The organism is Streptomyces sp. 1222.5, assembly GCF_900105245.1.
Classification (GTDB): Bacteria; Actinomycetota; Actinomycetes; order Streptomycetales; family Streptomycetaceae; genus Streptomyces; species Streptomyces albidocamelliae.
Genome location: NZ_FNSZ01000001.1, coordinates 7,054,795 through 7,080,177, shown reverse-complemented (window position 1 = coordinate 7,080,177; position 25,383 = coordinate 7,054,795). Strand labels below are relative to the sequence as shown.

The following is a 25,383-nucleotide window of genomic DNA, read 5'->3' as shown; positions in this document are numbered from 1 at the left end:
TTCAGGGGGCGACCGAGTCGAATCCGGTGAAGCCGCTCGGGTCGTGCCGGCCGAAGGTGCCGTGTTCGAAGATCCCGTATCCGGTCCGCCCGTCGAGCCGGAATCGGGCGGAGTGGTCGGTGACGCCGTAGGCGGCGAGGGGGTCGGGCGACGTCAGGTCGTAGGTACGGCGGTCGGTCCAGCCCCGGCCCTGCCAGGTCCCGTGCTGCCAGTCGCCGGCGGGCGGGTAGCCCGCGCCGATCGCGAGCGGGGAGGAGGTGAGGATCTCCACCTCCAGGGTCCGCGGTTCGCGCGGGTCGCCGAGGTGGACGACGGCGTGCTCGGGGTGGCGGGTGCCCGGGCGGTAGCCGATCTCGCTGTACGGCCAGCCGAGCTGGCGGTCGCGCCGGCCGGGGCGGACGAGGGTGGCGTCGCTGAGGGAGCGGTGGCCGTCGGCGTCCTCCTGGGTGACGACCATCAGGAAGCGGTCCTCGAAGGCGGCCGGGCACCAGATCCAGTGGAAGCCCTCGGCGGGGTGGTCCTCGACGAGCCGTCCGCCCTCCTCGCCCGGTATCGGGCGCACACCCCAGCTGCGGTCCCGGGTGCCGGTCCAGCCGTCGGCGGAGACGTCGAGCTCCTCGCCGGCCGCCCGGATGACGCCCGCGACCTTCCCGGCCTGGACGAAGCGCCGGCCCTCCAGGGTGAGCCGGTCGCCCCGGCGCTGGAGGTGGTGCGGCTCCCACAGGGCCGGGAAGGCGGCCGTCCAGGTGAGGTCGAAGGCGAGCGGCTCGTCCTCGCAGACCAGGTGCAGGCGGCGCAGCGGTTCCTGGACCTCGATGCGCAGCGGCCCGACGGCGAGGCGCGTCCGGTCCTCGCCGAGGGCGTCCGAGGCACGGACGGCGTGCAGGACGTCCCCGGTGCGGAGGGTGGCGTAGGCGTCGATCACCCCCAGGTTGGGGTAGACACCGAGGCCGAGGATGAGCAGGGCGCGGCCCGTGTGGTCGAGGACGTGGAAGATGCAGCGGTCGTAGGCGTTGCGGTCCCCGGTCGCCACGTGCTTCATGGACAGCGGCACCTGGTGCACGGGGTACTCGTCGAGCGGTACGGGTCGGTCGTCGTCGGCCACGGACACCCCCCTGGAGACAGTCCGCTGACGGTACGTCAGATGACCGGAGACGGCCAGAGGAGGGAGCGGGCGTCGGCGGTGAACGCACGCGCGATTCGGCCGGGGGGTAACTCGCGGCGCCCGCGCCACGTTCTTGGGGCATGACCCCTTTGCACACGGTCACCGGGCGTCCGCGCCGCATCTTCGTGCCTCGCCCGGCGGAATCGGTTCCGCCGCCGCCTCCCCCGCAGGACCCGCCCATCTACCGCGATCTCCTGCGGGTCTGGGCCGACGGGGGCCGGACCCTGCCGGGCCGCCACGACCCGGAGTGGGTCAGGCTGGCGGCCCCCACGGTCCTGCGGGGTCAGTTCAGCGAGCCTCGGGTCCCGCCACGTGACGGGCGATGACCATCCGCTGGATCTGGTTGGTGCCCTCGACGATCTGCAGCACCTTGGCCTCGCGCATGTAGCGCTCGGCCGGGAAGTCGGCGGTGTAGCCGTAGCCGCCGAGTATCTGCACGGCGTCCGTGGTGACCTTCATCGCCGTGTCGGTGCAGTGCAGCTTGGCCATGGCGGCCTGCTTGGCGAAGGGCCTGCCCGCGTCGCGCAGCCGGGCCGCGGCGAGGTAGAGGGCGCGGCCGGCCTCGATCTGGGTCGCCATGTCGGCGATCATGAAGCGCAGGCCCTGGAAGTCGGCGATGGGCCGGCCGAACTGCCGGCGCTCGGTGGCGTAGGCGACCGCCTCGTCGAGCGCGGCCTGGGCGAGGCCGATGGCGCAGGCCGCGATGCCCAGCCGGCCGGAGTCGAGGGCGGCCAGGGCGATGGCGAAGCCCTGGCCCTCCTCGCCGATGCGCCGGCCGTCGGGGACCCGGACGCCGTCGAGGTGGACCTGGGCGGTCGGTGAGCCCTTCATGCCCATCTTCTTCTCGGGGAGCGCGCCGCTCAGCCCCGGTGCGTCACCGGGCACGAGGAAGGCGGTGATCCCGCGCGGGCCGTCCTCGCCCGTGCGCGCCAGCACCGTGTAGAAGTCGGCGATGCCGCCGTGCGTGATCCAGGCCTTCGTGCCGTCGATCACCCATCCGTCGCCGTCCCGGACGGCCTTCGTGCGCAGGGAGGCCGCGTCCGAGCCCGAAGCGGGCTCGGAGAGGCAGTACGCGCCGAGCAGGCCGCCGCCGAGCATGGCGGGCAGGTGCTCGACCTGCTGCTGCTTGGTGCCGTAGCCGGCGAGCGCGTGACAGGCGAGGGTGTGCACGCTGACGCCGAGACCGACGGTGAGGCGGGCCGAGGCCAGCTCCTCCAGGACCTGGAGGTACACCTCGTAGGGCTGGTCGCCGCCGCCGTACTCCGAGTCGTACGGCAGGCCGAGCAGGCCGGACTCGGAGAGCAGGGTGAAGACGTCGCGCGGGAAGCGTCCCGCGTCCTCCTCCTCGGCCGCCTTCGGCGCGATCTCGCGCTGGGCGATCTCCCGGACGAGTGCGAGCAGATCCCTCGACTCTTCCGTCGGCAGTTGACGCTCCACCGGCTGCGGGTCGCGGTCGGACATGGCGTCGGTCTCCTCCCTGTTCGGGCACCAGCGGTACGGCCCGTGGGTGGGGGCGGCTCCGCCTGATCGTTCGGGTTGCCGAAGGCGCCCGCCTCCGGGTCTCGGAAGCTGCTGACCAGCGGCTGCGCTGTGAGTATGCCCGATCGGCGTGCTCGCGTCACCAGTTAACGACCGCTTACTTCGGATATCCGGCGGCGAATTTCCGACAGCCCCGAATTGGTCCGAACCATTGACCTAGTGGTCTAGTCCTCCTACTGTGCAGGACCAACGCTTTACCGCGTTCATGCCAATCGGCGCGCGTTCCCCTCCCCCCACGAGGAGACACACCGATGCACACTCCCCACCGTCCCCGCGCCCGGTTCCGGGCGCTCGTCGCCGCCGCGTGTGCCACCGTCCTCGGCGCCGGGCTGCTCGCCGGCGCGGGTACCGCGACCGCGGCCGCTCCGGCGGCGCCCCAGGCGAAGGCCGGCTCCAAGGTCGTCGGCTACTTCACCGAATGGGGCACCTACGACCGCAAGTACTACGTCAAGAACATCGAGACCTCGGGCTCCGCGGCCCGGCTGACCCACATCAACTACGCGTTCGGCAACGTCACCGGCGGCAAGTGCGCGCTCGGCGACTCCTACGCGGCGACCGACCGCGCCTACACCGCCGCCGAGTCCGTCGACGGCGTCGCCGACACCTGGGACCAGCCGCTGCGCGGCAACTTCCACCAGCTGCTCGAGCTGAAGAAGAAGCACCCCGGGCTGAAGGTCCTGTGGTCCTTCGGCGGCTGGACCTGGTCCGGCGGCTTCGGGGAGGCCGCGAAGAACCCGGCCGCCTTCGCCCAGTCCTGCTACGACCTGGTCAAGAACTCCAAGTGGGCGGGTGTCTTCGACGGCATCGACATCGACTGGGAGTACCCGAACGCCTGCGGGAACACCTGCGACACCAGCGGACGGGAGGCCTTCAAGAACGTGATGGCCGCGCTGCGGTCGAAGTTCGGCTCCGGCAGTCTGGTCACCGCGGCGATCACGGCCGACGCCACCGGCGGCGGCAAGATCGACGCGGCGGACTACGCGGGCGCCGCGCGTTACGTCGACTGGTACAACCCGATGACGTACGACTACTTCGGCGCCTGGGACGCCACGGGCCCGACCGCCCCGCACTCTCCGCTGAACTCGTACGCGGGCATCCCCAAGGCGAACTTCCACACCTCCGCGACCATCTCCAAGCTCAGGGGGCTCGGCATCCCGGCCGCCAAGCTGCTGCTCGGCATCGGCTTCTACGGGCGCGGCTGGACCGGGGTCACCCAGGCGGCCCCCGGCGGTACCGCGACCGGTCCGGCGGCGGGCACGTACGAACAGGGCATCGACGACTACAAGGTGCTCAGGACGAAGTGCCCGGCGACCGGCACGGTGGGCGGCACGGCCTACGCCAAGTGCGGCAGCAACTGGTGGAGCTACGACACCCCGGCGACCATCGGCACCAAGATGGCGTACAAGGACCAGCAGGGCCTCGGCGGCACCTTCTTCTGGGAGCTGAGCGGCGACACCGCCAACGGTGAGCTGATCAGGGCCATCCACTGACCCGGCCCACGGGGGGCGAGGGAGCGGAGGACCACGAGCCTCCGCTCCCTCGTGCGCGTCAGACGTCCCGGCGGGCCGCCGACGGGGCCGGGTGGGCCGGGTCGAGTTCCTCGATGGCGCGCAGGGCTCCCCCGAGCGTCCTCACCAGCAGTTCGCGCATGGCGTCGCGGGACAGTTCGGGCCGCGCGATCCAGTCGAGGGTGGCGCCCTCCACACTGCACACCCAGGCGAGCAGGCCCATCCGGGCCAGCGGGGCGATGTCGGTGCGGCCGTACGCCCCCTCCGCGATGGTGGCGACGATCGCCTCGCGCACCCCGTTCCGGACGGCGTGCACCTCGGCGTCGAAGCCGACGCCCCCGCTGACGATGGTGCGGTAGGCGGCCTGATGGTGCTCGGCGTAGCGCAGATAGCTGTCGACCGTGCGCTGGACCCGGTCCTTGGCGGGCAGCTCGGTGCCGCTCGCCGCGAAGGAGACGAGGTCGGCCACGGAGTCCTGGATGATGGCCAGGTAGTAGCCGCGCTTGGACCGGAAGTAGTAGTAGATCAGCCCCTTGGCGACATGGGCCTGGCGGGCTATGTCGTCCATGGAGAGCGCGTCGTAGGACGTATCCGCGAACAACTTCCGTCCGATGGCGATGAGTTCGGCACGGCGCGCCGTGGATCGCTCGGTGCCGCTCACCCGGGGACGGGCGGCGGCACGCTGCTGAGGCATATTCACTTTCGACCCTGGTCCGGTAGGTCGGTGGGACAGCCGCAGTATGTCAGAACATGCCGGCCGGGTGAGGGGCCGGGTCAGAGCAGCCCGAGCCGGGTCACGAGCATCGCGACCACCACGACGAGGACCCAGCCCATGACGTGCTCGAGGATCTTCGGGCCGTCCTCCTGGGGGCCGCCGGTGCGGACGCGGGTGGCGGTGGCGGGGTGTGCGGTCATGGTTTCTCACAGAGGTCGGACGTACGGAGTGGAGTCCCCCCACCCATTTGTCCACCTTGCCACCCGCGACGGCGTTCGCGGCGGAGACGTTGCTCACACGGGCCGGGTCAGCGCACTCCCACCGCGGCGAGCGCCTTGCGCTGGCGGGGGCTCGGGTGCGCGGGGAAGTAGAGGTAGCAGACCCCGCCCGTGCCCGAGGACACACCGCCGGAGGCGTTGTACCGCTTGGTACGCAGCCAGATGTTCTCGAACTCCCGGCGCAGGTAGACCCGCCGTACCGCGTCGTCGCCCGGCGAGGCCGGGTCGTTGGCGATCACGTCGCCGTCCGCGGTGAAGCCGATGACCGTCATCAGGTGCCCGGAGGTGCCGTAGCCGGCGCCGGTCAGCTCGGTCTTGAGGAAGGACTGGGACGTTATGGCCGGGATGCCGGCGGCGACCAGGGTCTCCAGGTCGGTCAGCGAGGCGAGCCGGGTGACCACGCCCTGCAGGCCGTGGAAGGTGGCCGCGTAGGCGGCGTTGAAGGGCCAGTTGCCGCAGCCCTCGTACTGGTGGTCGTAGGTGAAGCGGGCCGCGTGGTCGACCTGCGGGTCGGCGTAGGACGGGTCCACCCAGGACAGCTGCTCGGGTGTGAGCCGGCCGCCCCAGTACTCGATGATCATCTGCGACGAGGTGGGGCTGCACCAGGCCTCACCGCCGTTGTCGTACTGCGGGTACTGCCCCTTGTGGATCTCCTGCGAGTAGCGCGGTACGGCCAGTTCCTGGGCGAGGCCCGGGGTGGAGGCCGGGACCGTGAAACGGTCGGGGATGTCGGAGCCCATGGCCCCGAGCCGCCACACCGTGGGGGTCAGACGCGTGCCGGGCTTGCGGTAGAGGGCGAGCCGCAGCCGGTACGACGTCAGCCGCAGACCGGTGCTCGCGTCGTCGATGGAGAAGGTGTCCGTCCAGATGGTGCTTCTGCCGTCCGTCTGGTCGTCCACGGAGGTCCGCTTGATGTCCTGGTCGCCGGCCGCCCACCGGCCCATCACGTACCAGGGGGTGTCGGTGCCGTCCGAGTACGTGCCCCGCAGCTCGACCTGGATCCAGGTGCCGTCCGGGGTGTGGGCGTTCCAGGAGGCGACGACCTCGGTGGCCGGGACGGTGAGCCGGTGCACGCCTGAGGTCCAGGTGGCGTACTCCCAGGTGGCGGTGGTGCCGGTGTGCGGGTCGGTGTAGTCGCTGCGGCCGACGGGGACGGCGATCACGACGCCCGGGCGGGCGCCCGGGACGGCCCGGGTGCCCTCGGATGTCCCGGAACGCCACTCGTGGTGGGTGGTCCAGGCGTGGTAGTCGATCGGGCGGGCCGGCGTCGGGCCCGAGGCCCGGGTCCGGGCGGCGGTCGGCTGTGCGCTGGCGGTGGTGGCCGTCGCGCCGGTCACCGCGGCGGCGACGGCGACGGCCAGGAGGGTTCTGCGGGACGGCTGTTCGGCTCTGCTCATGGGCGCTTTGACCCCCAGGGGTGCGAGTCGGGGCTGGTCCGGTGCACGGTGTGTGCGCCAACTATGGATCAGGCGGCATGCCCCTGCCAGCACTTCCGCACATGCGGCGCGATGAATATTGGTCTGCGCCACTGAAAGGGCTTTCTCGGGGGTGGGGTCGATCTCCCAAACGGTGGCGGAGCGGCCTGGGGGAGATTCCCGCCAGGTGCACGAAGGCCCCGGCGCGTGCGGGTTGCCGCGCGCCGGGGCCGGGGTGATCGAGGATTCGGGGCGACCGGGCCGAGCCGATCGGGCGAGGGGGGTGGTGGGGTCGGCCGCCGGATCAGGGGGGCAGGTCAGACCAGGTCCATGGCGGCCACCTCGTCCGGGCGGCCGTAGCTGACCGGGCCCTGGAAGCGGCGGCGGGCCGTGGCGAACCACCACACCGTGGCCACGAGCAGGACGACGGCGAGGGCGATCGGCGCGTAGTTGAAGGAGTCGACGGTGATCGGCGACGCCTGCGGCAGCATGAACAGCGCGCTGCTCAGCAGGATCCAGATCACCGCGAGCCAGCCGATCGGCCGGCCCCAGCGGCCCAGGTGCCAGGGCCCGGGCCGGAACGCGTCGCCCAGCCTGAGCCGCAGGAAGATCGGCACGGCGTAGGCGAGGAAGAGACCGACCACGTTGACGCTGACGATCGCGGTGAACGCCGTGTGCGACCACCAGCCGGGCACCACCAGGACCAACGAGCAGCCCACCGCGAGCCACACCGCCTTCACCGGCGTACGGGTGCGCAGCGAGACCGAGTGCCACCAGCGGGAGCCCGGCATGGCGCCGTCCCGCGAGAAGGCGAAGATCTGCCGGGTGTTGCTGGTGAGGTTGGCCAGGCCGCAGAAGAGCATCGCGCCGATGACGATGAGGAGCATGACCTTGGCGGCACCCAGACCGAGCCCGTCGATGAGGATCTGGACGGGCGGCGTACCGGAACCGGCCACCTTGGCGTAGTCCCCGATGCTGTAGACCAGTGCGAGCATCAGGATCAGTCCGGTGATCGCCGAATAGCCGATGGCCCGGGTGATCCCCTTCGGGGCGTTGACCGTCGCGCCGACCGTTTCCTCGGACATGTGGAAGCTGCCGTCGAACCCGGTGAAGGTCCAGCTGGTGACCAGCAGGCCGAGCATGCCGCCGTAAAGCCCGTTCGTGAAGCCGGTGTTGTTCTCGAAATGCGTCACGAAGGACGCCGACTGATGCTGATCAGGCATCACTACGAGTGCGCCCACGATCACGACGAGTCCGATCAGCAGCCACCACACGGAAATCCGGTTGAGTACGGCGACGAGCTGGACGGTGTAGGTGTTGGCGAGCCCCTGGAGCACGATGACCAGGGCCGTGATCAGCACCGTCTGGTGCACGGTCGGCTGGTAGGAGGGCCACTGCAGCTGCACGAACGCCTGGATGAAGGTGGCCGCCGCATAGCCGGTGGCGGCGGTGCCGCCGATCTGGCCCACGAAGTTCAGCCAGCCGGTGAACCACGACCAGGCGCCCTTGTGCCGCTTGGCGAGTTTACCGGCCGAGAAATACAGCGCCCCGCTCGTCGGATAGGCGGAGGCGACTTCCGCCATGGCCGCACCGATGAGCAGCACCATGATGGACACGCCTATCCAGCCGAACACGAGAATGCGGGGGCCGCCCGCATTCATACCGAATCCGAAGGACGAGAAAATACCCGAGAGGATATTGATGATGGTGAAGGAGATCGCGAAATTGTCGAACGCCTTGAAGCGCCGCGTGAGTTTCCGCGGATAACCCATCGCGTGCAGCGTCGCGTCGTCGTCGAGCACGACCGGGGCGTCGCCCGCGCGAGCCTCGGTCCGCGGCGTCGATGTCCGTTCCGACACAGATCGGCCTTTCTCTCCGGGGGAAGGTGGGGGACGTGCGGGGTCAGGCCGGTCCGGGCACGGGCAGTCCGCAGGTGCGCCGGGCCCGGGAAAGCTGCTCGACGGGGTCACCGAAGGCACTCCAGGGCATGCGCGAGGCGTACGGACCCATCGCCGCGAACACGGCCCGGGCCTCGAACTCGCGCTGGGCCATGACCAGCGCGTGCGCGAGGTAGGCCAGGTCGAGCACCGGGGTGAAGCGGTAACCGGCGACCGCCGGCAGCCAGTTGTGGTAGATCGCGAGCGCGGTGGAGCGCCACTGGGGCTGTTCCCAGACCCGGTCGGCGAGCAGCTGGGTCGGGTTGTAGCTCTCCACCAGGGCCACCAGGGGCAGCAGCCGGAGGACGGAGTCGGCGGGCGCCCGCTGGCTGAGGAAGGCGGCGACGTCCCAGGCGGCGTTGACCGAACCGCCGTGCCGCGTGAAGAAACAGGACAGAAAGCGGTGGTGGGCCTCGCGGTGCCAGGGGTCCAGGGACAGGACGTGCGCGAACAGCCGCCAGGGGCCGGGCGGCGCGGTGAGCAGCCCCTGCGGGGCGGGGTCGCGCAGCCGGTGCAGCCGGGCCATGGCCAGCTTGGCGACCCAGGGGGTGGGGTCCCGGGGGGCCGCAGCGGCGGCCCGGTCGCAGGCCGTCAGCGCGATCCGCTCCAGCGCCTGCGCACGGTCGTCCCGCTGGTCGGCGGCCCGCAGGGCGCGCTGCACCGCGACCCGGGCCCACATGAGCGCCGCCTCGGGCGACGGCTCCTCGTCCAGCCAGCGCTCGACCAGGTCGGTGCCGGCCGCCTCGGAGGCGAGGACGAGTGAGCGGTGGGCACGCAGGGCGAAGTCGGAACGCGTCTCGGCGAGCGCCTCGTGCGCGTGCCGGTATCGTCCGGCGCGCACATCGACGCAAACGCTTGCCAGGACACGGTCGTCGGCCGCCGGGTGCCACACATACTGCCCCTCGAATAACTCCGCGGCCATCTCCACCCGTCCGTCCCCGTTCGACGCGTCGCAGTTGCGCAGAAGGCACCTTACTCAGCGGCGGGCGCACCCGGAACGCCGAATTCGACATATCGGTCAGAGGATTCGGATTGTTTATCGAGAACATTGACTGGCCGCCAGCCGATGGTTCAAATTGCGACGTCCTTTGGCCCGATCCCGTGGGTGGTCCGGGCGTCGCGGGCGCCGTCACTACACTGTTTCCGTAAAACCCCCACACGGCACCACACCTCGGGAATCACCATTCACGACCTCGCCGCCCGGCTGCGCGGGCTTCCCCCCTCCCTGGGGCCGGTCCGGCTGATCGGCGTCGACGGGCACGCCGGCTCCGGGAAGTCGACCTTCGCCGGCCGGCTGGCGGCCGCGCTCGGCGGGGCACCGGTGCTCCGCCTCGACGACATCGCGAGCCACGATCAGCTCTTCGCGTGGACCGACCGGCTCATGACCCAGGTGATCCACCCGCTCGCCCGTGGTGAGAGCGCGTCCTGCACCCCGTACGACTGGCGCACCCGCACGTTCGGCGCGCCGCGGCCGCTGCCGGCGGCGCCCGTGGTGCTGATCGAGGGCGTCGGGGCCGGCCGTCGGGCACTGCGGCCGTATCTGGCGCGGCTGCTGTGGATGGAGCTGCCGCCGGAGGAGTCCTGGGCGCGGGGCCGCTCGCGCGACGGGGCGGAGCAGCGGGAGTTCTGGGACGGGTGGATCCGGGCGGAGCAGGCGCACTTCGCCACCGACCCCTCACGCCCCCATGCCGATCTGCTGGTACTGCAGAAAGCGGAGGGGTACGAGGTACTCCCGGGGCCCGGGTCGTCGCCCGGACCGGACCACCTCGCTACCCAGAGTGAGGAACCACCGGCGATGTGGTGAAGGTGTGAAAACCCCCGTGGCCCAACTTCCCCGAGTGCCTCAACTTCGCTTGACCCGCAGCCCGTACAGGACTTACGTTCTGGATGTGCGGCCATAAGGAGCCGCCCCTCAGACGCGAAGCCCCCGGTTGTTCCCCCGTGATCGGGGGCTTCGTTCTGTCCGCGGCCGGTTTTCCGGGCGCCCCACGCACCGATCCGCTCACCCTCGGTCACCGAATCGTGTGCGCCCCGTCTGCTCCCACCTCCCCCGACGGCCTGTGCGGCACCCTTCGGAACGCGGTCTCCCCGCGGGTACGATGCCCTCGGTGCGACCTTCGAGCTGCTGCCTCGAGCACCTGCAACTCCGGTCCGCGGCACGGCGGTTCGACGGCGGCGGCCGTCGGATGCCTGCCCGGTGGTGAACCACGGGGACACGGTCTGTGGGGGGACGGGATGGACTTCGGCACGCAGGGCCCCGAGGCCCCGGCCGATCTTGCCTGGCTGCGGGGTGTGGACGCCTACACGGTGGGTGCCTACCCGCAGGCCGAGGAGGAGTTCCGCACCGCGGTGCGGATGGATCCGGGCATGGCAGACGCCTGGCTCGGGCTGCACGCACTGCGCGTCGACACGACGACCGCGCTGCTGCGGATGTTCCGGCACCGCGAGCGCTTCGGGGAACAGCGGGCCCGGCACCGCAGGACCCTCAACTCCTGGTACTGGCTGGGCTGGTGGGTGCAGCCGGTGCTGGAGAGCCCGCGGGACCTGCTGCTCGCGCACGCCTCGCACTGGCTGGACGGCCGGCATGTGCCGGAGCTGGACCGGGCCCTCGCCGGGCTGCCCCCGGTCGACACCGACCCGCAGGTCCGCTTCCTGCACGCCTGTCGTGCCTATCTGGTCAAGGACTGGGAGCAGCTGGTCCGGCACACCGATCCGCTGCTGGACGACACCCTGCTCGGCATCGAGGTCGGCCTGTTCGGTGGCATGGCCCGGGTCCGGCTGGAGATGTACGGACAGGCCGAGCCGCTGCTCGCCGCGGCGCTGATGCGCTGCCGCAGCGAGCAGCCGCAGCGCAAGGAACTGCGGTACTGGCTGGCGCGCGCCCACGAGGGGACCGGCCGCTCGGCCGCCGCCCTCCCGCTGTACCGCGCGGTGCACCGGGTCGACCCGGCCTTCATGGACACCTCGGCCCGGCTCGCCGCGATCGCCGAGGGCGACGGGTACGACGACGCCGATCTCGCCGCGATCACCCTGGCCGGTGCCGGGCAGGACACCGCGGACGGGCCCGACCTCTTCGATCCGGTGTTCGGCATGGAGGGCCGTGATCTGCGGCTGCCCGAGCCCGACCTGCCGACCGGGCCCCTGCCGTCGGTGACCGATCCGGTGGTGCGGGTGAAGACCGGGGTGAGCTCTTCGGCGATCCCTGCCGGGCCGACCGATCCGGCTCTGCTGGAGGAGGCCCTCGCCGAGCTGGAGCGGATGGTGGGGCTGGAACCGGTCAAGCGCCAGGTCAAGGCGTTGTCCGCGCAGCTGAACATGGCCCGGCTGCGGGCCGGGCAGGGGCTGCCGGTGCAGCCGCCGAAGCGGCACTTCGTCTTCTCCGGGCCGTCCGGCACCGGCAAGACCACGGTCGCGCGAATCCTCGGACGGGTGTTCTACGCCCTCGGCCTGCTCGGCGGGGACCACCTGGTGGAGGCCCAGCGGGCCGACCTGGTCGGCGAGTACCTCGGGCAGACGGCCGTGAAGGCCAACGAGCTCATCGACTCCGCGATCGGCGGGGTGCTGTTCGTGGACGAGGCGTACTCCCTGTCCAACTCCGGGTACGGCAAGGGGGACGCGTACGGCGACGAGGCCCTGCAGGTGCTGCTGAAGCGGGCCGAGGACAACCGCGACCATCTGGTGGTGATCCTGGCCGGGTATCCGGAGGGCATGGACCGGCTGCTGGCGGCGAACCCGGGGCTGTCCTCCCGCTTCACGACCCGGGTGGACTTCCCCTCCTACCGGCCGCTGGAGCTCACCGACATCGGCAAGGTGCTGGCGGCCGACAACGGTGACCGGTGGGACGAGGAGGCGCTGGAGGAGCTGCGGTCGATCGCCGGGCACGTGGTCGATCAGGGGTGGATCGACGAGCTGGGCAACGGGCGGTTCCTGCGGACCCTGTACGAGAAGAGCTGTGCGTACCGGGATCTGCGGCTGTCGACCTGCGTCGGCTCACTGTCCCGGGACGACCTGGCGACACTGCGGCTGCCGGACCTGATGCAGGCGTACGGCGAGGTGCTGTCGGGGCGGGGCCCGCAGGATCCGCCGGCCATGTAGCCCGACTGCGTCCCGGTTCCCCGCCCGTGCCGGGGCCCGCGCGCGGTCGCGCGGGCCCCGGACACCGCCCGGGCTAGCCGGCGAGCGCTCCCTCCGGCTCCCCGCTTCCCCTGGGCTCGGTCAGCCTGATGTCGGGCAGCTCACGGTGGGCCGGGTCCCGTACCTCGCCGACCAGCAGCTCCAGTACGTCCTCCAGGGCGACCAGACCGAGGACCCGGCCGGTGGGGTCGGCCACCTGGGCCAGGTGGGTGGCCGCCCGGCGCATCACCGTGAGCGCGTCGTCCAGCGGCAGCTCGGCGCGCAGGGTGGTCATGGGGCGCCAGACGTGCTGGGGTACGGCGCGTTCGGAGTCCTCCAGGTCGAGGACGTCCTTGACGTGGACGTATCCCATGAAGGGCCCCTTCTCCCCCGCCGCGACCGGGAAGCGTGAGTAGCCCGTACGGCCGGTCAGCTCCACGATCTCGCCCGGGGTGACCGAGGGGGCCACCGTGACCAGGGACTCCCGGCGCAGCAGGACGTCCGTCACCGGGCGGGAACCCAGCTCCAGGGCGTCCTCCAGCCGCTCCTGCTCCTCGGGATCGAGGAGGCCCGCCTGACCGGAGTCCTCCAGCAGGCGGTTCAGCTGTTCGGTGGTGACGACAGCCTCCACCTCGTCCTTGGGCTCGACGCGGAAGAGACGCAGGATGCCCTGGGCGCAGGCGCCGAGGGACACGGTGATCGGCTTGCAGAGGCGGGCGAAGTAGACCAGGCCGGGGCCGAGCCAGAGTGCCGCCTTCTCGGGGGCCGCCATCGCGAGGTTCTTCGGCACCATCTCGCCGATGACCAGGTGGAAGAAGACCACGACGGCCAGGGCGATGACGTAGCCGAGGGGGTGCACCACACCGTCCGGCAGACGGATCGCCTCGAACACCGGTTCCAGCAGGTGGGCCACCGTCGGCTCGGCGACCGCGCCGAGCGTCAGGGAGCAGACGGTGATGCCGAACTGCGCGGCGGCCATCATCTGCGGCAGCCGCTCCAGGCCGACCAGCACCTGGCGGGCCCGGACGGTGCCGAGCGGTTCGATCTGGCTGCGGCGCACGGAGACCAGCGCGAACTCGGCGCCGACGAAGAACCCGTTGGCGAGTACCAGCAGCGCGGCGAAGAGCAGTTGGAGGACGCTCATCGGACGGCCTCCATGACGTTCACCGCGGGGACCGTCCGGACCAGGCGGACCCGTTCGGCGCGGTAGTGGCCGACCTGCCGGACCGAGAGCCGCCAGCCGGGCAGTTCGGCCCGGTCGCCGGGGGCCGGGATGCGGCCGAGCAGGTCGGCGACCAGTCCGGCGACGGTCTCGTACGGCCCCTCGGGCACGTCGAGGCCTATGCGCTGGAGGATGTCGACACGGCAGCTGCCGTCCGCGTCCCAGGCGGGCCTGCCGTCCTCGGGCGGGGCCGGGGCCAGCTCGGGCATGTCCTTGGCGTCGTGCTCGTCGCGGACCTCGCCGACGAGTTCCTCGACGATGTCCTCCAGGGTGACCACACCGGCCGTGCCGCCGTACTCGTCGACGACGACCGCGATGGGCTGCTCGCTGCGCAGGCGGGCGAGGAGCGGCTGGACGGGCAGGGTCTCGGGCACGAGGAGGGCCTTGCGCATGATGCGGCCGACCGGCGTGCGCAGCCGGTCGTGCACGGGGACCGCCAGCGCGTCCTTGAGGTGGGCCATCCCGACGATTTCGTCGATCTTCTCCCGGTAGACGGGGAACCGGGACAGTCCGGTGGCCCGGGTGAGGTTGACCACGTCCTCGGCGGTGGCCGAGTCCTGCAGGGCGCTGACCTTCACCCGGGGGGTCATGACGTGCTGCGCGGTCAGCTCGCCGAGGGACAGGGTGCGGACGAAGAGATCGGCCGTGTCCTGCTCCAGGGCGCCGGCCCGCGCGGAGTGCCGGGCGAGGGACACCAGTTCGCCCGGGGTGCGGGCGGAGGCCAGTTCGTCGGCCGGCTCGACGCCGAGTGCGCGGACCAGCCGGTTGGCCACCGTGTTGAGTGCGGCGATCACCGGCCGGAACAGGCGGGAGAAGTGGTGCTGGGGGCCGGCGACGAAGCGCGCGACCTGCAGCGGCTTCGACACCGCCCAGTTCTTGGGTACGAGTTCGCCGATCACCATCTGGATGGCGGAGGCCAGCAGCATCCCGACGACCACGGCGACGCCGGAGACGGCGCCCGCGGGGATGCCGAGCGCGGCGAACGGGCTGTGCAGCAGCCCGGCCAGGGCCGGTTCGGCGAGCATGCCGACGACCAGGGAGGTGATGGTGATGCCGAGCTGGGTGCCGGAGAGCTGGAAGGAGAGCTCCTTCAGCGACTCCACGACCGTACGGGCGCGGCGGTCGCCTTCGGCGGCGGCCCGCTCGGCGTCCGGCCGCTCGACCGTGACGAGGCCGAACTCGGCGGCCACGAAGAAGCCGTTGGCGAGGATCAGCAGGAGGGCCGCTCCGAGGAGCAGCAAAGAGATGGTCACGCTGCCACCGCCTTCCCGGTATGTCGGGTAGGGGCGGCGCAGGTACTACAGGACGATCCGTCCATCGCCGGAGGGAGTCACTCCTCGGGTAGCAGGAACCCCCGGGCGCCGGGTGGCACGCAGGGGCGGAGGCGCAGCGAAACGCCTCCAGTCACCAGATTAATCAAGACACGGGCCAGTGGGGCAGGGCGGACGGCCCCGAGTCAGCCCTGATCTTGTGCGCGGCGGGCCGCGGAGCGGGTCTCGACGAGCTCCCGCAGGGCGCGCGCGTCGGCGATGGCCCGCTGCCTCGCGAGGCCGGGCTGGATGCCGAGCGCGGGCAGGCTGGTGCCGTCGCTGAGGTTGAGGAACACCCAGGGATCCCCCGGACGGAGGTTCACCTGGACGATCTCCGCCCAGTCCAGGCGGCGCCTGCTCGCGATGTTGACCACGGTGACGCCGGACTCGTCGGCGACGACCCGCACCCGGGCGATCTGGGCCAGCGCCCAGAAGCTGAGGGCCCCGGTGAGGACGAAGGTGAGCCGCTCCCCCGGGCCGAGCTCGAGCAGCAGCGCGATCCCGGAGATCACCAGGAAGATCACGGCACCGGCGGTGAGCAGGATGGCCCGGGTGTGGCCCGGCCGGAAGGTGACGGGAAGGGTGGGAACGTCGGGCATCTCTGGCGTACCTCTAGAGGCGGCAGGCGTGGATGGCCGTGGTCAGGATGGCGCGGGCGCCGATGGAGTAGAGGTCGTCCATGATCCGCTGCGCCTCCTTGGCGGGGACCATGGCGCGGACCGCGACCCAGCCCTCGTTGTGCAGCGGGGACACGGTCGGGGACTCCAGGCCGGGGGTGAGCGCGACGGCCTTCTCCAGCTGCTCGACCCGGCAGTCGTAGTCCATCATCACGTAGGTCCGCGCGACCAGGACGCCCTGGAGGCGGCGCAGGAACTGCTGGACCTTCGCCTCCTCGGAGTCGGCGCCGGTGCGGCGGACGACGATCGCCTCGGACTTCATGATCGGCTCGCCGAAGACCTCCAGGCCGGCGTTGCGCAGGCTGGTGCCGGTCTCGACGACGTCCGCGATGACCTCGGCGACGCCCAGCTCGATGGCGGTCTCGACGGCGCCGTCCAGGTGGACGACGGAGGCGTCGACGCCGCGGTCGGCGAGGTGCCCCGCGACGATGCCCTCGTAGGAGGTGGCGACCGTCCTGCCCTTGAGGTCCTCGATGCCGTTCGCGGTGCCCGGCTTGGCGGCGAAGCGGAAGGTCGAGCGGGCGAAGCCGAGCGGAAGGATCTCCTCGGCGTCGGCGCCGGAGTCGATCAGCAGGTCACGGCCGGTGATGCCGATGTCGAGCTTGCCGGAGGAGACGTAGATCGCGATGTCGCGGGGGCGGAGGTAGAAGAACTCGACCTCGTTCTCCGGGTCGACGATGCGCAGTTCCTTGGACTCGCGGCGCTGCTGGTAGCCGGCCTCATGCAGCATCTCCGCCGCAGGGCCGGACAGTGAACCCTTGTTGGGGACGGCGATGCGCAGCATGAGGTCGGCTTCCTTTGCGTGAAGGGGTTTCTTGCGGCTGGTGCGGAGGGCGGGCTTACAGGTGGGCGTAGACGTCGTCCAGGGAGATCCCGCGGGCGACCATCATCACCTGGACGTGGTACAGCAGCTGCGAGATCTCCTCGGCAGCCGCCTCCTTGCCCTCGTACTCGGCGGCCATCCAGACCTCGGCGGCCTCTTCGACGACCTTCTTGCCGATGGCATGGACGCCCTTCCCGACCAGTTCGGCGGTGCGGGAGGTGGCGGGGTCGCCGTGGGCGGCCTTCTGCTGGAGCTCGGTGAAGAGCTCCTCGAACGTCTTCTTGGACATGGTGGTCCCACCCTACGCGGTTCGGGCGGTGCCTCAGTGCCAGGGTTCGGATACTGAGCGGAGCGTGGCCGCGGTCGCCACCGCCGCCGTCACCGCCTCGTGCCCCTTGTCCTCGCTGGAACCCTCGATACCGGCCCGGTCCAGGGCCTGTTCCTCGGTGTCGCAGGTGAGCACGCCGAAGCCGACGGGGACGCCGGTCTCCACGGACACCTGGGTGAGGCCCTGGGTGACGCCCTGGCACACGTAGTCGAAGTGGGGGGTGCCGCCCCGGATGACGACGCCGAGGGCGACCACCGCGTCGTAGCCGCGGCCCGCGAGGACCTTGGCGGCGACCGGCAGCTCGAAGCTGCCGGGGACGCGGATCAGCGTCGGCTCGTCGATGCCGAGTTCGTGCAGGGCGCGCAGGGCGCCGTTCACCAGACCGTCCATCACCTTCACGTGCCACTGTGCCGCGATGACGGCGACCCTGAGGTCGCTCGCGTTGCGTACGGACAGCTCCGGTGCACCCTTGCCGCTCACGTCTCTCCTAAGTGCTTTCGCTTACTGGTTGCCGCAGGTGGCCGCGGGCGCGGCCGCGGGGGCCGACACGGCGGGCGTGTCCAGCCAGGGCAGGTCGTGTCCCATCCGGTCCCGCTTGGTGCGCAGGTAGCGCATGTTGTGCTCGCCGACCTGGACCGGCATCGGCTCGCGGCCGGTGACCCGCAGACCGTGGCGCAGCAGCGCGTCGGTCTTGTCGGGGTTGTTGGTCATGAGCCGGACGCTGCGGACGCCGAGGTCGGCGAGGATCTGCGCGCCGGCGCCGTAGTCGCGGGCGTCGGCGGGCAGGCCCAGTTCCAGGTTGGCGTCGAGGGTGTCACGGCCCCGTTCCTGGAGCTCGTAGGCCCGCAGCTTGGACAGCAGTCCGATGCCGCGTCCCTCGTGCCCGCGCAGGTAGACCACGACGCCGCGGCCCTCCTCCTGGATGCGGGCCAGGGAGGTGTCCAGCTGGGGGCCGCAGTCGCAGCGCAGGGAGCCGAAGACGTCTCCGGTGAGGCATTCGGAGTGGACGCGGACCAGGACGTCCTCGCCCGCGCCGATCTCGCCGTGCACGAGGGCGACGTGCTCGACGCCGTCGAGGGTGGACCGGTAGCCGTAGGCGGTGAAGGTGCCGTGCGCGGTGGGCAGCCGGGTCTCGGCCTCACGGCGGACGGTGGGCTCGCTGCCGCGGCGGTAGGCGATCAGGTCCTCGATGGAGATGATCGTCAGGCCGTGCTTGCGGGCGAACGGGATCAGCTCGGGCAGGCGCAGCATGCGGCCGTCCTCGCCGGCGATCTCCACGATGGCGCCGGCCGGGCGCAGGCCCGCGAGCCGGGCGAGGTCGACGGCGGCCTCGGTGTGGCCGTCGCGGACGAGGACGCCGCCGGGCCGGGCGCGCAGCGGGAAGATGTGGCCGGGGCGCACGAAGTCGGTGTGTTCGGCGGTGCCGTTCGCGAGCAGCTGGAGCGTCGTGGCGCGGTCGGCGGCCGAGATGCCGGTGGTCACGCCGTGCGCGGCGGAGGCGTCGACGGAGACGGTGAACGCCGTCTTCATCGACTCGGTGTTGTCCTCGACCATCTGCGGCAGCCGCAGCCGGTCCAGCTCCTCGCCCTCCATGGGGGCGCAGATCAGGCCACGGCACTCGCTCATCATGAAGGCGACGATCTCGGGGGTCGCCTTCTCGGCGGCGATGACGAGGTCGCCCTCGTTCTCGCGGTCCTCGTCGTCGACGACCACGACGGGGCGGCCGGCCGCGATGTCCGCGATGGCCTGCTCCACGGGGTCGAGTTGGAAGTTCTCGATGTCGTCCGTGCGGTACAGGATCGGTGCCGAGGTCATGCCGGCGCTCCTTCCAGGACGGGCTGCGGGCTCCTGCGGGAGCGCAGCCACCAGTCGCGCATGCCCCACAGGACGAGTGCGCCGTAGATGACGTAGACGAAGCCGGAGAACGCGTAGCCGTTGGCGAAGTTGAGGGGTACGCCCACGAGGTCGACGAGCAGCCAGGCGAACCAGAACTCGACCATGCCCTTGGCCTGGGCGTACATGGCGACGACGGTGCCGACGAAGATGTAGGCGTCCGGCCAGGGGTCCCAGGACAGGGACGGGTAGGCCGTGAAGAGCAGGGCCACCGCGACGGTGCCGACGGCCGCCGCGCCGAGCATCGCGGCCCGCTCACGCCAGGTGGCGAACCGGGGGACGATGTGGCCGTCCACGGCCCGGTCCTTGTTGCGCTGCCACTGCCACCAGCCGTACAGCGCGACCGCCATGACGACGACCTGCTTGCCGGCGCTGCCGGTCAGGTGGCCGTAGAAGGCCCCGAACAGGACGAGGCCGGACAGGAACTGCACGGGCCAGGTCCACAGCGAGCGGCGCCAGCCGAGGGCGAGGGTGATGAGGCCGAGGATGTTGCCGACCATGTCCGACCAGATGATGTGCTGGCCGAAGAGGGTGAAGGCCTCGGAGTTCAGCCAGTTCACTTGGTGGCTCCCTGCGCGCGGTCGCCGAGGAGGCGCTCGACGTACTTGGCGACGACGTCGACCTCGAGGTTGACGGGGTCACCGGGCTGCTTGTGGCCGAGCGTGGTCAGGGCGAGGGTGGTCGGGATGAGGCTGACCGTGAAGTGGTCGGCGCCGGCGTCGACCACGGTGAGGCTGATGCCGTCGACCGTGATGGAGCCCTTCTCGACGACGTAGCGCGCGAGGTCCGCAGGGAGCGAGACCTTCACGATCTCCCAGTTCTCGGACGGGGTGCGGGCCAGGATCTGCCCGGTGCCGTCCACGTGGCCCTGCACGATGTGCCCGCCGAGGCGCGCGCCGACGGCCATGGGGCGTTCGAGGTTGACCCGGGAGCCGACGGTGAGCGCGCCCAGGCTGGAGCGCTTGAGCGTCTCGGCCATGACGTCGGCGGTGAACTCGTCGCCCTCGTGTTCCACGACGGTGAGACAGACCCCGTTCACGGCGATGGAGTCGCCGTGCTGCGCGCCCTCGGTCACGACGGGGCCGCGGAGCCGAAAACGGGAGGCGTCGCCGAGGTTCTCGACGGCGATGATCTCACCCAGTTCTTCGACGATTCCGGTGAACACTTCCCGGGTCCTCCTGCCTCATGGGGGCACGGACTCCGGGGCCTGTCGAAGACGACAGAATCAACGGGTGAACACACATCGGGGGCGACGCCGAAAAGGACACGTCCGCATACGGACGAGTCCAGATACGGCGGCGCGCACACATGACGCATGCCCGCCCGCCGCGCACTGCCTCCCATCCGGACTTTAACCGTCGGTCCAGGAATTTCACCTGGTCAACCGGCCGCTGGAAGCGGTCGGGTCGCGGACTGTAACCGCCGGTTCGGACTTTCACCGACCCCGGAGTGCGCTGCTTCTGGTACACGGCCAGTGTGCCACGCCGGACGCTCCCCCAGACAGGGGGCGGGTGTGGGTTCGCTCACAGTACGTGTCGCCGGCCTTGCTCCGCGCAGCGCCGCCGGTCAACTTCCGCGTCGAGGTGGCGCGTTGACCTTGGCTCGAACCCATTGACCACACTGGTCTAGTCCTTTTAGGGTGCGGGCGGGCCCGGCGGCGGTGACGACGGCCCTTGCCCGCCGCCGGGTCGTGTCACGGTGCCATGTCACGTTTACGGGGCCGCCCCACGTCTCACTCCCCGAAGGGTGCCCCGGAGGGGCGCCGCGGTGTCCTGAGGGGACGGAGAACAGCATGACCACCATCCTGGTGACCGGCGGGACCGGAACGCTCGGCCGGGTCGTCACGGACGAGCTGCGGGCGGGCGGGCACGACGTGCGGGTGCTCAGCCGGCACGCGCAGCCGTACGCCGTCGATCTGCGCGAGGGCGGCCCGGGGCTGGACGCGGCCCTGGCGGGCGTGGAGACGGTCGTGCACTGCGCGAGCAGCCCCAGGGGCGGGGACGAGAAGGCGGCCGCGCACCTGATCGAGGCGGCACGGCGGGCCTCGGTGGGGCACCTCCTCTACATCTCCATCGTCGGCGTCGACCGGGTGCCGTTCGGCTACTACCGGAGCAAGCTCGCGGTGGAGCGGCAGATCGAGGAATCGGGGCTGGGCTGGACGGTGCTGCGCGCGACCCAGTTCCACGACCTGGTGGTCACCGTCCTGCGGGGGCTGGCCAAGTCGCCGGTCCTGGTGCTCCCCGCCGGGGTGCCGGACCAGCCCGTCGAGGTGACGGAAGTGGCCGGTCGCCTGGCGGAGTTGGCGCTCGCCGCACCGGCCGGACGAGTGCCCGACATGGGCGGTCCGGAGGTGCGCTCGTTCGACTCGCTGGCCCGGTCCTACCTGCGGGCCACCGGCCGGCGCCGTTTGATCGTGCGACTCCCGCTCTTCGGCAGGGCCTACGGCGCCTTCCGCGCGGGCGGCCACCTGGCACCGGACCACGCGGTGGGCAAGCTGAACTTCGAACAGCACTTGGCGCACCGCTTCGGAACCGGGCGGAGCTGAGCCACGTGTCTCCGCGGCCCCGGCCGGTACGCGGCTTCTTCGAGGAGAAGTCGGCGCACCGCTACGGAGGCGGGCGAGCCCGGGCTGGGGGCTCCGCCGTCCGGCCGGGCGGCGACGTGGAGGGGGGACTTGGGTGCCGCCTGGGAAGCGGGCGGGCCCGGGCCGCACGCATCGCGATCCGGCCGGGCGGCGACGTGCGAGGGGCTTGGGCACCGCCTGGGAAGCGGGCGGTGCCCGAGCTGCACGCAACGTGATTCGGCCGGGACGCGACGTCGAGAAGGAGTCGGCGCGCCGCTTCGGAAGCGGGCGAGCCTGAACCCGGTGCGCCGCGACAGGCCGACTACCTGGCGCACCGCTTCGGAAAGGTGCGGACCCGAGCCGCAGGCACCGCTGACCGGCCGGGTACGGCGTCTGCCGGACGCGGCCCTAGCGGCGCTCCGGCGGGGCGAAGAGTTCGTCCTGGGCGCGCTCGCGGGCGGTCAGCAGGGCCCCGCGCAGTACGGCCGTGCCGCCGAGGCTGCTGGCCCGCACCTCGGTGGCCAGCGGGGACATGCGCCGCAGCCGCTCCTGCACGAGCCGCGCGAGCACCGCTCCCCCGGCCTGCCCCACCTCCCCGCCGAGCACCACGCAGCCGGGGTCCAGGACGGCCACGACGGAGGCGACACCCACGGCGATCCGATCGGCGAGAACGCCGAGAAAGCGGGCGGCGAGGTCCGCGTCCAGGGGGGCGGATCCACCGGGCGCGAGCCGCCCGCGCCCGGCGTCCGTCCCCGCAGCGGGCGAGCCGGTCAGCCCGTTCGTGCCGACATCGCCGTCGGCGGCGACGACCGCGTCCACGAAGGCGGATCCACCGGGGGCGGAGCACCCATGCCCGGCCTCCGCCGGCGATGCGGCCGCCCGGCCGGCACCGGCAGGGCCCTCGCCCCCGTCGGCAGGGACCGATTCGCCAGGCGTGAGCCGCCCGCGCCCGGTCGCTGAGGTCACCCGAGCAGTGCCGGCATCGCCCCCGTCCAGCCGCTCGGTGGTCGTCTCCGACGCTCGGCGGACGATCGCCGCCGCGCCCGGGCCGTCCGGTGTGGCGGGGGCCGGCAGGCCCAGGCGGACCGCCAGCGCGCCGATCGCCGCCGCGCCCGTAAGCGAGTGGAAGCCGCCGTCGCAGTCGGTCGCCGACGGGAGGGACGTCGTGCCCGGGACCGGCAGGAAGCCGATCTCGCCCGTGCCGCCCGACGCGCCCCGGCGCAGGATGCCGTCCAGGACGACCGCGGCGCCGACACCGTGACCCAGCCAGAGCAGGACGAACGTGTCCCGGTCCCGGGCGGCGCCCTCACGCTGTTCGGCCAGGGCGGCCAGGTTGGTCTCGTTCTCCACGGTGACCCGGGCACCGGGCAGCCGCTCCTGGAGGGCCGCGGCCAGGTTCCGGTGCCAGGCGGGCAGCCCGGCGGAGTCGCGGAGGTCGCCGGTGGCCGGGTCGATGAGGCCGGGCGCGCCGATGCCGACGGTGTGCAGCCGGTCGGCCCCGGCCTCCTTGGCCGTCCGCTCCACCGCGGCCACCGCCTGCTCCACGGCGGGACCGGTCCCGGCGTCGCCGCCGATCGGCACGGACGCCTCGGCGAGGACCCGCCCGACCAGGTCGGAGACGAGCACGAGGACGCCCTCGGTGCGGACGTCGAGGGCGGCGAGGTGGGCCCGGCCGGCGACGATGCCGTAGAGGCGGGCGTTCGGGCCCCGGCGCTGCTCGCCGGACTCGCCGACCACCGTGATCAGCCCCGAGGCCGTGAGCCGTTCGACGAGGTCCGCGACCGTCGGCCGGGACAGCCCCGTCAGCTGCTTCAACTGCCCCGCGGTCAGCGGGCCTTCCTGCTGCAGCAGCCGGAGGGCGACCCGGTCGTTGATGGCCCGGGCGGTGCTCGGTGATGCGGGCATGACGGGAATCCTCCCAGATCGCTGCGACCGGGCCGCCCGTCGGTCCCACGAGCCGCACCCCGGCCCGCGGGACGTGAAACGACCTATCTATCAGGCAGGGTCCCTGATAGTTTACGCCGCGTGCCGCACGGCGGGTGGGGAACTCCCGGGGAGGGACTGGAACATGGGTGACGTGGGTTACGCACGCGGCGAGGTCAGGCGCGCCCGGTACGCCGTGGCGGCCGTGTTCGCCGTGCACGGCGCCGTGACCGGCTCCTTCGCGACCCGCGTGCCCTGGATCCAGGACCACGCCTCGCTCGGGGCCGGCCAGTTGGGATTCGCGCTGGCCTTCACGGCGTTCGGCGCCTCGTGCGCGATGCCGCTGGCCGGCCGGATCAGCCACCGCTTCGGGAGCCGGACGGCGCTGCGCGGGCTGCTCGCGCTGTGGACGCTGTCGCTGATCCTGCCGTCCCTCGCGCCGAACCTGTACACGCTGTGCCTGGCCATGTTCGCCTACGGCGCCACCGCCGGAATGGCCGACGTCGCGATGAACGCGCTCGGCGTCGAGATCGAACGGCTGCTGGAGAAGTCGATCATGTCGGGCCTGCACGGCATGTGGAGCGCGGGCGCGCTGGTCGGCTCGGCGGCGGGCACACTCGCCGCGCACCTCGGTTCCGACGCCCGCCTGCACCACGCGCTCGCCGCGGCCACCCTGACCCTCCTGGGCCTGCTGGCCTGCAACTGGGTGCTCGACCTCCAGCCGGCCGAGGACGAGGAGCCGCCTCCGCGGTTCGCCCTGCCACCCCGTTCCGCGCTGCTGATCGGCACGGTCGGCTTCTGCGCGGTGTTCGCGGAGGGCGCGAGCCTGGACTGGTCGGCGGTGTTCCTGCGGGACCGGCTGGACAGTTCGGCCGGTCTGGCCGCGGCCTCGACCACCGGTTTCATGCTGACGATGGCCGTGGCCCGGATCGCCGGGGACGCCGTGGTGAACCGTTTCGGCGCGGTCCGCACGGTCCGGGCGGGCGGGATGCTGGCCGTCCTCGGCGGGCTGCTGATCGTCCTCGCCGGCCATCCGGCCGTGGCGATGGGCGGGTTCGCGCTGATGGGTCTCGGCATCGCCGTGGTCGTACCGCTGTGCTTCGCGGCGGCCGGGCACGCGGGACCCAATCCGAGCCAGGCCATCGCGGGCGTCGCGACCATCACCTACACCTCGGGGCTGATCGCACCGAGTCTGATCGGCGGGGTTGCCCAGGCGACCAGCCTGGTGGTGTCCTTCTGCGTGGTGACGGTCCTGGCGTGCGGGCTCGCGGTGTTCGCGGGCGTCCTGCGCACCGCCGAACGCGGCGGCCGCAAGGAGATCGGCCCGCAGGCCACGGCGGTTCCCGACCCACGCCCCTGACGGCGCCGCTCCCCGGCACGTCGGGTTCCGACGTTCCCGGACAGGAGACCCGTTTGTCCCCCACTTCGCCGTCCGCCTCCGCCCGTGCCGGGCTGGCGGCCGCCCTCCTCGTGCCGGCCGCCTTTCTCGGCGGATGCGCGCTCACCGGCGGCGACGGCTGCCACGGCACCGGAGGCGACCTGAAGCGGCTGGCCGCCGAGCCGGTGCTCGGCACGGCACCCGCCCGTGCCGCCGCACCCGCCAACTACCGCGGCACGGGCGTGACCACCGGCTGCGACGACGACAGCAGCGGTGCGCCCTGGCTGCATGCGGACCGTCTGTACGCCTTCCCGGGCGGGCCCGGTGACGTCGTCGCGCACTACACGAGGGCGGCCGCTGCGGCCGGCTGGCGTCCCGAACGGGACCCGAGCGGCACGGCGGCGCCCGCCTCCGTGGAGGGCGCCTGCTGGACGAGGACCGAACACGGCCGGCATCTGCTGCTGACCGTCGACTTCCCCACCGGCTCCATCTCCCCGGCACCCGAGGTGGGTTCGGGTATCGCCTTCGAGGTGTCCGTCGGCAGCAAGGCGGACGGCAGCGGCGGGGACGAGGCCACCTGCTGGCACTAGCCGCGC

General features: G+C 72.0%; 23 protein-coding genes and 1 riboswitch. Of the genes, 6 read left to right on the top strand and 17 right to left on the bottom strand.

Translation table 11 applies throughout. The features are described 5' to 3' along the window. Window position 1: 1 nt before the first annotated feature. The gene (locus tag BLW57_RS32125) at window positions 2-1,042 is read right to left on the bottom strand and encodes an Rv3169 family protein (RefSeq protein WP_093480991.1); all 1,041 of its coding nucleotides are present in this window, start codon (window positions 1,040-1,042) and stop codon (window positions 2-4) included. Window positions 1,043-1,453: 411 nt separating this feature from the next. Beyond that, a complete protein-coding gene (locus BLW57_RS32115; RefSeq protein WP_093479240.1) occupies window positions 1,454-2,626 on the bottom strand; it encodes an acyl-CoA dehydrogenase family protein in 1,173 nt (390 codons plus the stop codon). A 329-nt stretch (window positions 2,627-2,955) separates the two neighbouring features. Here BLW57_RS32115 and BLW57_RS32110 point away from each other — a divergent pair, with 329 nt between their 5' ends. Beyond that, window positions 2,956-4,194 (top strand): glycoside hydrolase family 18 protein, encoded by a 1,239-nt coding sequence (locus BLW57_RS32110; protein ID WP_093479239.1) that lies wholly within the window; start codon window positions 2,956-2,958, stop codon window positions 4,192-4,194. A 58-nt stretch (window positions 4,195-4,252) separates the two neighbouring features. On the opposite strand, the gene BLW57_RS32105 is transcribed toward BLW57_RS32110, so the two are convergent. The 5 genes from BLW57_RS32105 to BLW57_RS32090 all read right to left on the bottom strand — a co-directional run bounded on the left by BLW57_RS32105 (window position 4,253) and on the right by BLW57_RS32090 (window position 9,479). Then, a complete protein-coding gene (locus BLW57_RS32105) occupies window positions 4,253-4,912 on the bottom strand; it encodes a TetR/AcrR family transcriptional regulator (RefSeq protein ID WP_093479238.1) in 660 nt (219 codons plus the stop codon). 74 nt (window positions 4,913-4,986) lie between these two features. Beyond that, entirely contained in the window at window positions 4,987-5,127 is a 141-nt protein-coding gene (locus tag BLW57_RS40650; protein WP_107423822.1) for an SCO1431 family membrane protein, read from the bottom strand. A 107-nt stretch (window positions 5,128-5,234) separates the two neighbouring features. Continuing rightward, window positions 5,235-6,602 (bottom strand): peptidase C39 family protein, encoded by a 1,368-nt coding sequence (locus BLW57_RS32100; protein ID WP_093479237.1) that lies wholly within the window; start codon window positions 6,600-6,602, stop codon window positions 5,235-5,237. Between the two features lie 335 nt (window positions 6,603-6,937). Continuing rightward, complete coding sequence (locus BLW57_RS32095) at window positions 6,938-8,479, bottom strand: amino acid permease (protein WP_093479236.1); 1,542 nt, start codon at window positions 8,477-8,479, stop codon at window positions 6,938-6,940. A gap of 43 nt (window positions 8,480-8,522) precedes the next feature. Continuing rightward, a complete protein-coding gene (locus BLW57_RS32090) occupies window positions 8,523-9,479 on the bottom strand; it encodes a hypothetical protein (protein ID WP_176985797.1) in 957 nt (318 codons plus the stop codon). Between the two features lie 261 nt (window positions 9,480-9,740). Between BLW57_RS32090 and BLW57_RS32085 the strand changes: the two genes are divergently transcribed. Both BLW57_RS32085 and BLW57_RS32080 read left to right on the top strand, forming a co-directional pair. Beyond that, on the top strand, window positions 9,741-10,361 hold the full coding sequence (locus BLW57_RS32085; RefSeq protein ID WP_093480989.1) for a uridine kinase family protein: 621 nt from the start codon (window positions 9,741-9,743) through the stop codon (window positions 10,359-10,361). A gap of 431 nt (window positions 10,362-10,792) precedes the next feature. Continuing rightward, on the top strand, window positions 10,793-12,652 hold the full coding sequence (locus BLW57_RS32080) for an AAA family ATPase (RefSeq protein ID WP_093479234.1): 1,860 nt from the start codon (window positions 10,793-10,795) through the stop codon (window positions 12,650-12,652). A 73-nt stretch (window positions 12,653-12,725) separates the two neighbouring features. On the opposite strand, the gene BLW57_RS32075 is transcribed toward BLW57_RS32080, so the two are convergent. The 9 genes from BLW57_RS32075 to BLW57_RS32035 form a co-directional block, all read right to left on the bottom strand. Then, entirely contained in the window at window positions 12,726-13,814 is a 1,089-nt protein-coding gene (locus tag BLW57_RS32075) for a hemolysin family protein (protein WP_093479233.1), read from the bottom strand. After that, complete coding sequence (locus BLW57_RS32070; protein WP_093479232.1) at window positions 13,811-15,145, bottom strand: hemolysin family protein; 1,335 nt, start codon at window positions 15,143-15,145, stop codon at window positions 13,811-13,813. The genes BLW57_RS32075 and BLW57_RS32070 overlap by 4 nt, the downstream gene beginning before the upstream one ends. 203 nt (window positions 15,146-15,348) lie before the next feature. Next, entirely contained in the window at window positions 15,349-15,801 is a 453-nt protein-coding gene (locus BLW57_RS32065; protein ID WP_093479231.1) for a PH domain-containing protein, read from the bottom strand. Window positions 15,802-15,814: 13 nt separating this feature from the next. Next, window positions 15,815-16,663 carry an ATP phosphoribosyltransferase gene (gene hisG, locus BLW57_RS32060; RefSeq protein ID WP_093479230.1) on the bottom strand — a complete coding sequence of 283 codons (849 nt, stop codon included), beginning with the start codon at window positions 16,661-16,663 and terminating at the stop codon, window positions 15,815-15,817. 55 nt (window positions 16,664-16,718) lie between these two features. Further along, window positions 16,719-16,991 carry a phosphoribosyl-ATP diphosphatase gene (locus BLW57_RS32055; protein WP_023552153.1) on the bottom strand — a complete coding sequence of 91 codons (273 nt, stop codon included), beginning with the start codon at window positions 16,989-16,991 and terminating at the stop codon, window positions 16,719-16,721. Between the two features lie 33 nt (window positions 16,992-17,024). Continuing rightward, window positions 17,025-17,510 (bottom strand): 6,7-dimethyl-8-ribityllumazine synthase, encoded by a 486-nt coding sequence (gene ribH, locus BLW57_RS32050; RefSeq protein ID WP_093479229.1) that lies wholly within the window; start codon window positions 17,508-17,510, stop codon window positions 17,025-17,027. Window positions 17,511-17,531: 21 nt separating this feature from the next. Beyond that, window positions 17,532-18,845 carry a bifunctional 3,4-dihydroxy-2-butanone-4-phosphate synthase/GTP cyclohydrolase II gene (locus BLW57_RS32045; protein ID WP_093479228.1) on the bottom strand — a complete coding sequence of 438 codons (1,314 nt, stop codon included), beginning with the start codon at window positions 18,843-18,845 and terminating at the stop codon, window positions 17,532-17,534. Then, complete coding sequence (locus BLW57_RS32040) at window positions 18,842-19,483, bottom strand: nicotinamide mononucleotide transporter family protein (protein WP_093479227.1); 642 nt, start codon at window positions 19,481-19,483, stop codon at window positions 18,842-18,844. Before BLW57_RS32040 ends, BLW57_RS32045 begins: the two co-directional genes overlap by 4 nt. Continuing rightward, entirely contained in the window at window positions 19,480-20,088 is a 609-nt protein-coding gene (locus tag BLW57_RS32035) for a riboflavin synthase (protein ID WP_093479226.1), read from the bottom strand. Before BLW57_RS32035 ends, BLW57_RS32040 begins: the two co-directional genes overlap by 4 nt. Before the next feature lie 161 nt (window positions 20,089-20,249). Continuing rightward, window positions 20,250-20,380: riboswitch (FMN riboswitch) on the bottom strand. Window positions 20,381-20,715: 335 nt separating this feature from the next. Between BLW57_RS32035 and BLW57_RS32030 the strand changes: the two genes are divergently transcribed. Beyond that, window positions 20,716-21,468 (top strand): SDR family oxidoreductase, encoded by a 753-nt coding sequence (locus tag BLW57_RS32030; protein ID WP_093479225.1) that lies wholly within the window; start codon window positions 20,716-20,718, stop codon window positions 21,466-21,468. A gap of 426 nt (window positions 21,469-21,894) precedes the next feature. Here BLW57_RS32030 and BLW57_RS32025 read toward each other — a convergent pair whose 3' ends face one another. Beyond that, window positions 21,895-23,391 (bottom strand): ROK family transcriptional regulator, encoded by a 1,497-nt coding sequence (locus tag BLW57_RS32025; RefSeq protein WP_093479224.1) that lies wholly within the window; start codon window positions 23,389-23,391, stop codon window positions 21,895-21,897. A gap of 163 nt (window positions 23,392-23,554) precedes the next feature. Between BLW57_RS32025 and BLW57_RS32020 the strand changes: the two genes are divergently transcribed. Together BLW57_RS32020 and BLW57_RS32015 are read left to right on the top strand one after the other, a co-directional pair. Continuing rightward, entirely contained in the window at window positions 23,555-24,769 is a 1,215-nt protein-coding gene (locus tag BLW57_RS32020) for an MFS transporter (protein WP_093479223.1), read from the top strand. Window positions 24,770-24,822: 53 nt separating this feature from the next. Continuing rightward, window positions 24,823-25,377, top strand: coding sequence for a hypothetical protein (locus BLW57_RS32015; RefSeq protein WP_093479222.1), 555 nt, complete (start codon window positions 24,823-24,825; stop codon window positions 25,375-25,377). Window positions 25,378-25,383: the final 6 nt, after the last annotated feature.

Excerpts from the sequence above, each read along its gene's own strand:
- BLW57_RS32065 (WP_093479231.1), bottom strand. The coding sequence starts at position 15,801 with ATGCCCGACGTTCCCACCCTTCCCGTCACCTTCCGGCCGGGCCACACC.
- BLW57_RS32080 (WP_093479234.1), top strand. The coding sequence starts at position 10,793 with ATGGACTTCGGCACGCAGGGCCCCGAGGCCCCGGCCGATCTTGCCTGG.
- BLW57_RS32100 (WP_093479237.1), bottom strand. The coding sequence starts at position 6,602 with ATGAGCAGAGCCGAACAGCCGTCCCGCAGAACCCTCCTGGCCGTCGCC.
- hisG (WP_093479230.1), bottom strand. The coding sequence starts at position 16,663 with ATGCTGCGCATCGCCGTCCCCAACAAGGGTTCACTGTCCGGCCCTGCG.
- BLW57_RS32115 (WP_093479240.1), bottom strand. The coding sequence starts at position 2,626 with ATGTCCGACCGCGACCCGCAGCCGGTGGAGCGTCAACTGCCGACGGAA.
- BLW57_RS32045 (WP_093479228.1), bottom strand. The coding sequence starts at position 18,845 with ATGACCTCGGCACCGATCCTGTACCGCACGGACGACATCGAGAACTTC.
- BLW57_RS32110 (WP_093479239.1), top strand. The coding sequence starts at position 2,956 with ATGCACACTCCCCACCGTCCCCGCGCCCGGTTCCGGGCGCTCGTCGCC.
- BLW57_RS32125 (WP_093480991.1), bottom strand. The coding sequence starts at position 1,042 with ATGAAGCACGTGGCGACCGGGGACCGCAACGCCTACGACCGCTGCATC.
- BLW57_RS32075 (WP_093479233.1), bottom strand. The coding sequence starts at position 13,814 with ATGAGCGTCCTCCAACTGCTCTTCGCCGCGCTGCTGGTACTCGCCAAC.
- BLW57_RS32030 (WP_093479225.1), top strand. The coding sequence starts at position 20,716 with ATGACCACCATCCTGGTGACCGGCGGGACCGGAACGCTCGGCCGGGTC.
- BLW57_RS40650 (WP_107423822.1), bottom strand. The coding sequence starts at position 5,127 with ATGACCGCACACCCCGCCACCGCCACCCGCGTCCGCACCGGCGGCCCC.
- BLW57_RS32055 (WP_023552153.1), bottom strand. The coding sequence starts at position 16,991 with ATGTCCAAGAAGACGTTCGAGGAGCTCTTCACCGAGCTCCAGCAGAAG.
- BLW57_RS32025 (WP_093479224.1), bottom strand. The coding sequence starts at position 23,391 with ATGCCCGCATCACCGAGCACCGCCCGGGCCATCAACGACCGGGTCGCC.
- BLW57_RS32020 (WP_093479223.1), top strand. The coding sequence starts at position 23,555 with ATGGGTGACGTGGGTTACGCACGCGGCGAGGTCAGGCGCGCCCGGTAC.
- BLW57_RS32090 (WP_176985797.1), bottom strand. The coding sequence starts at position 9,479 with ATGGCCGCGGAGTTATTCGAGGGGCAGTATGTGTGGCACCCGGCGGCC.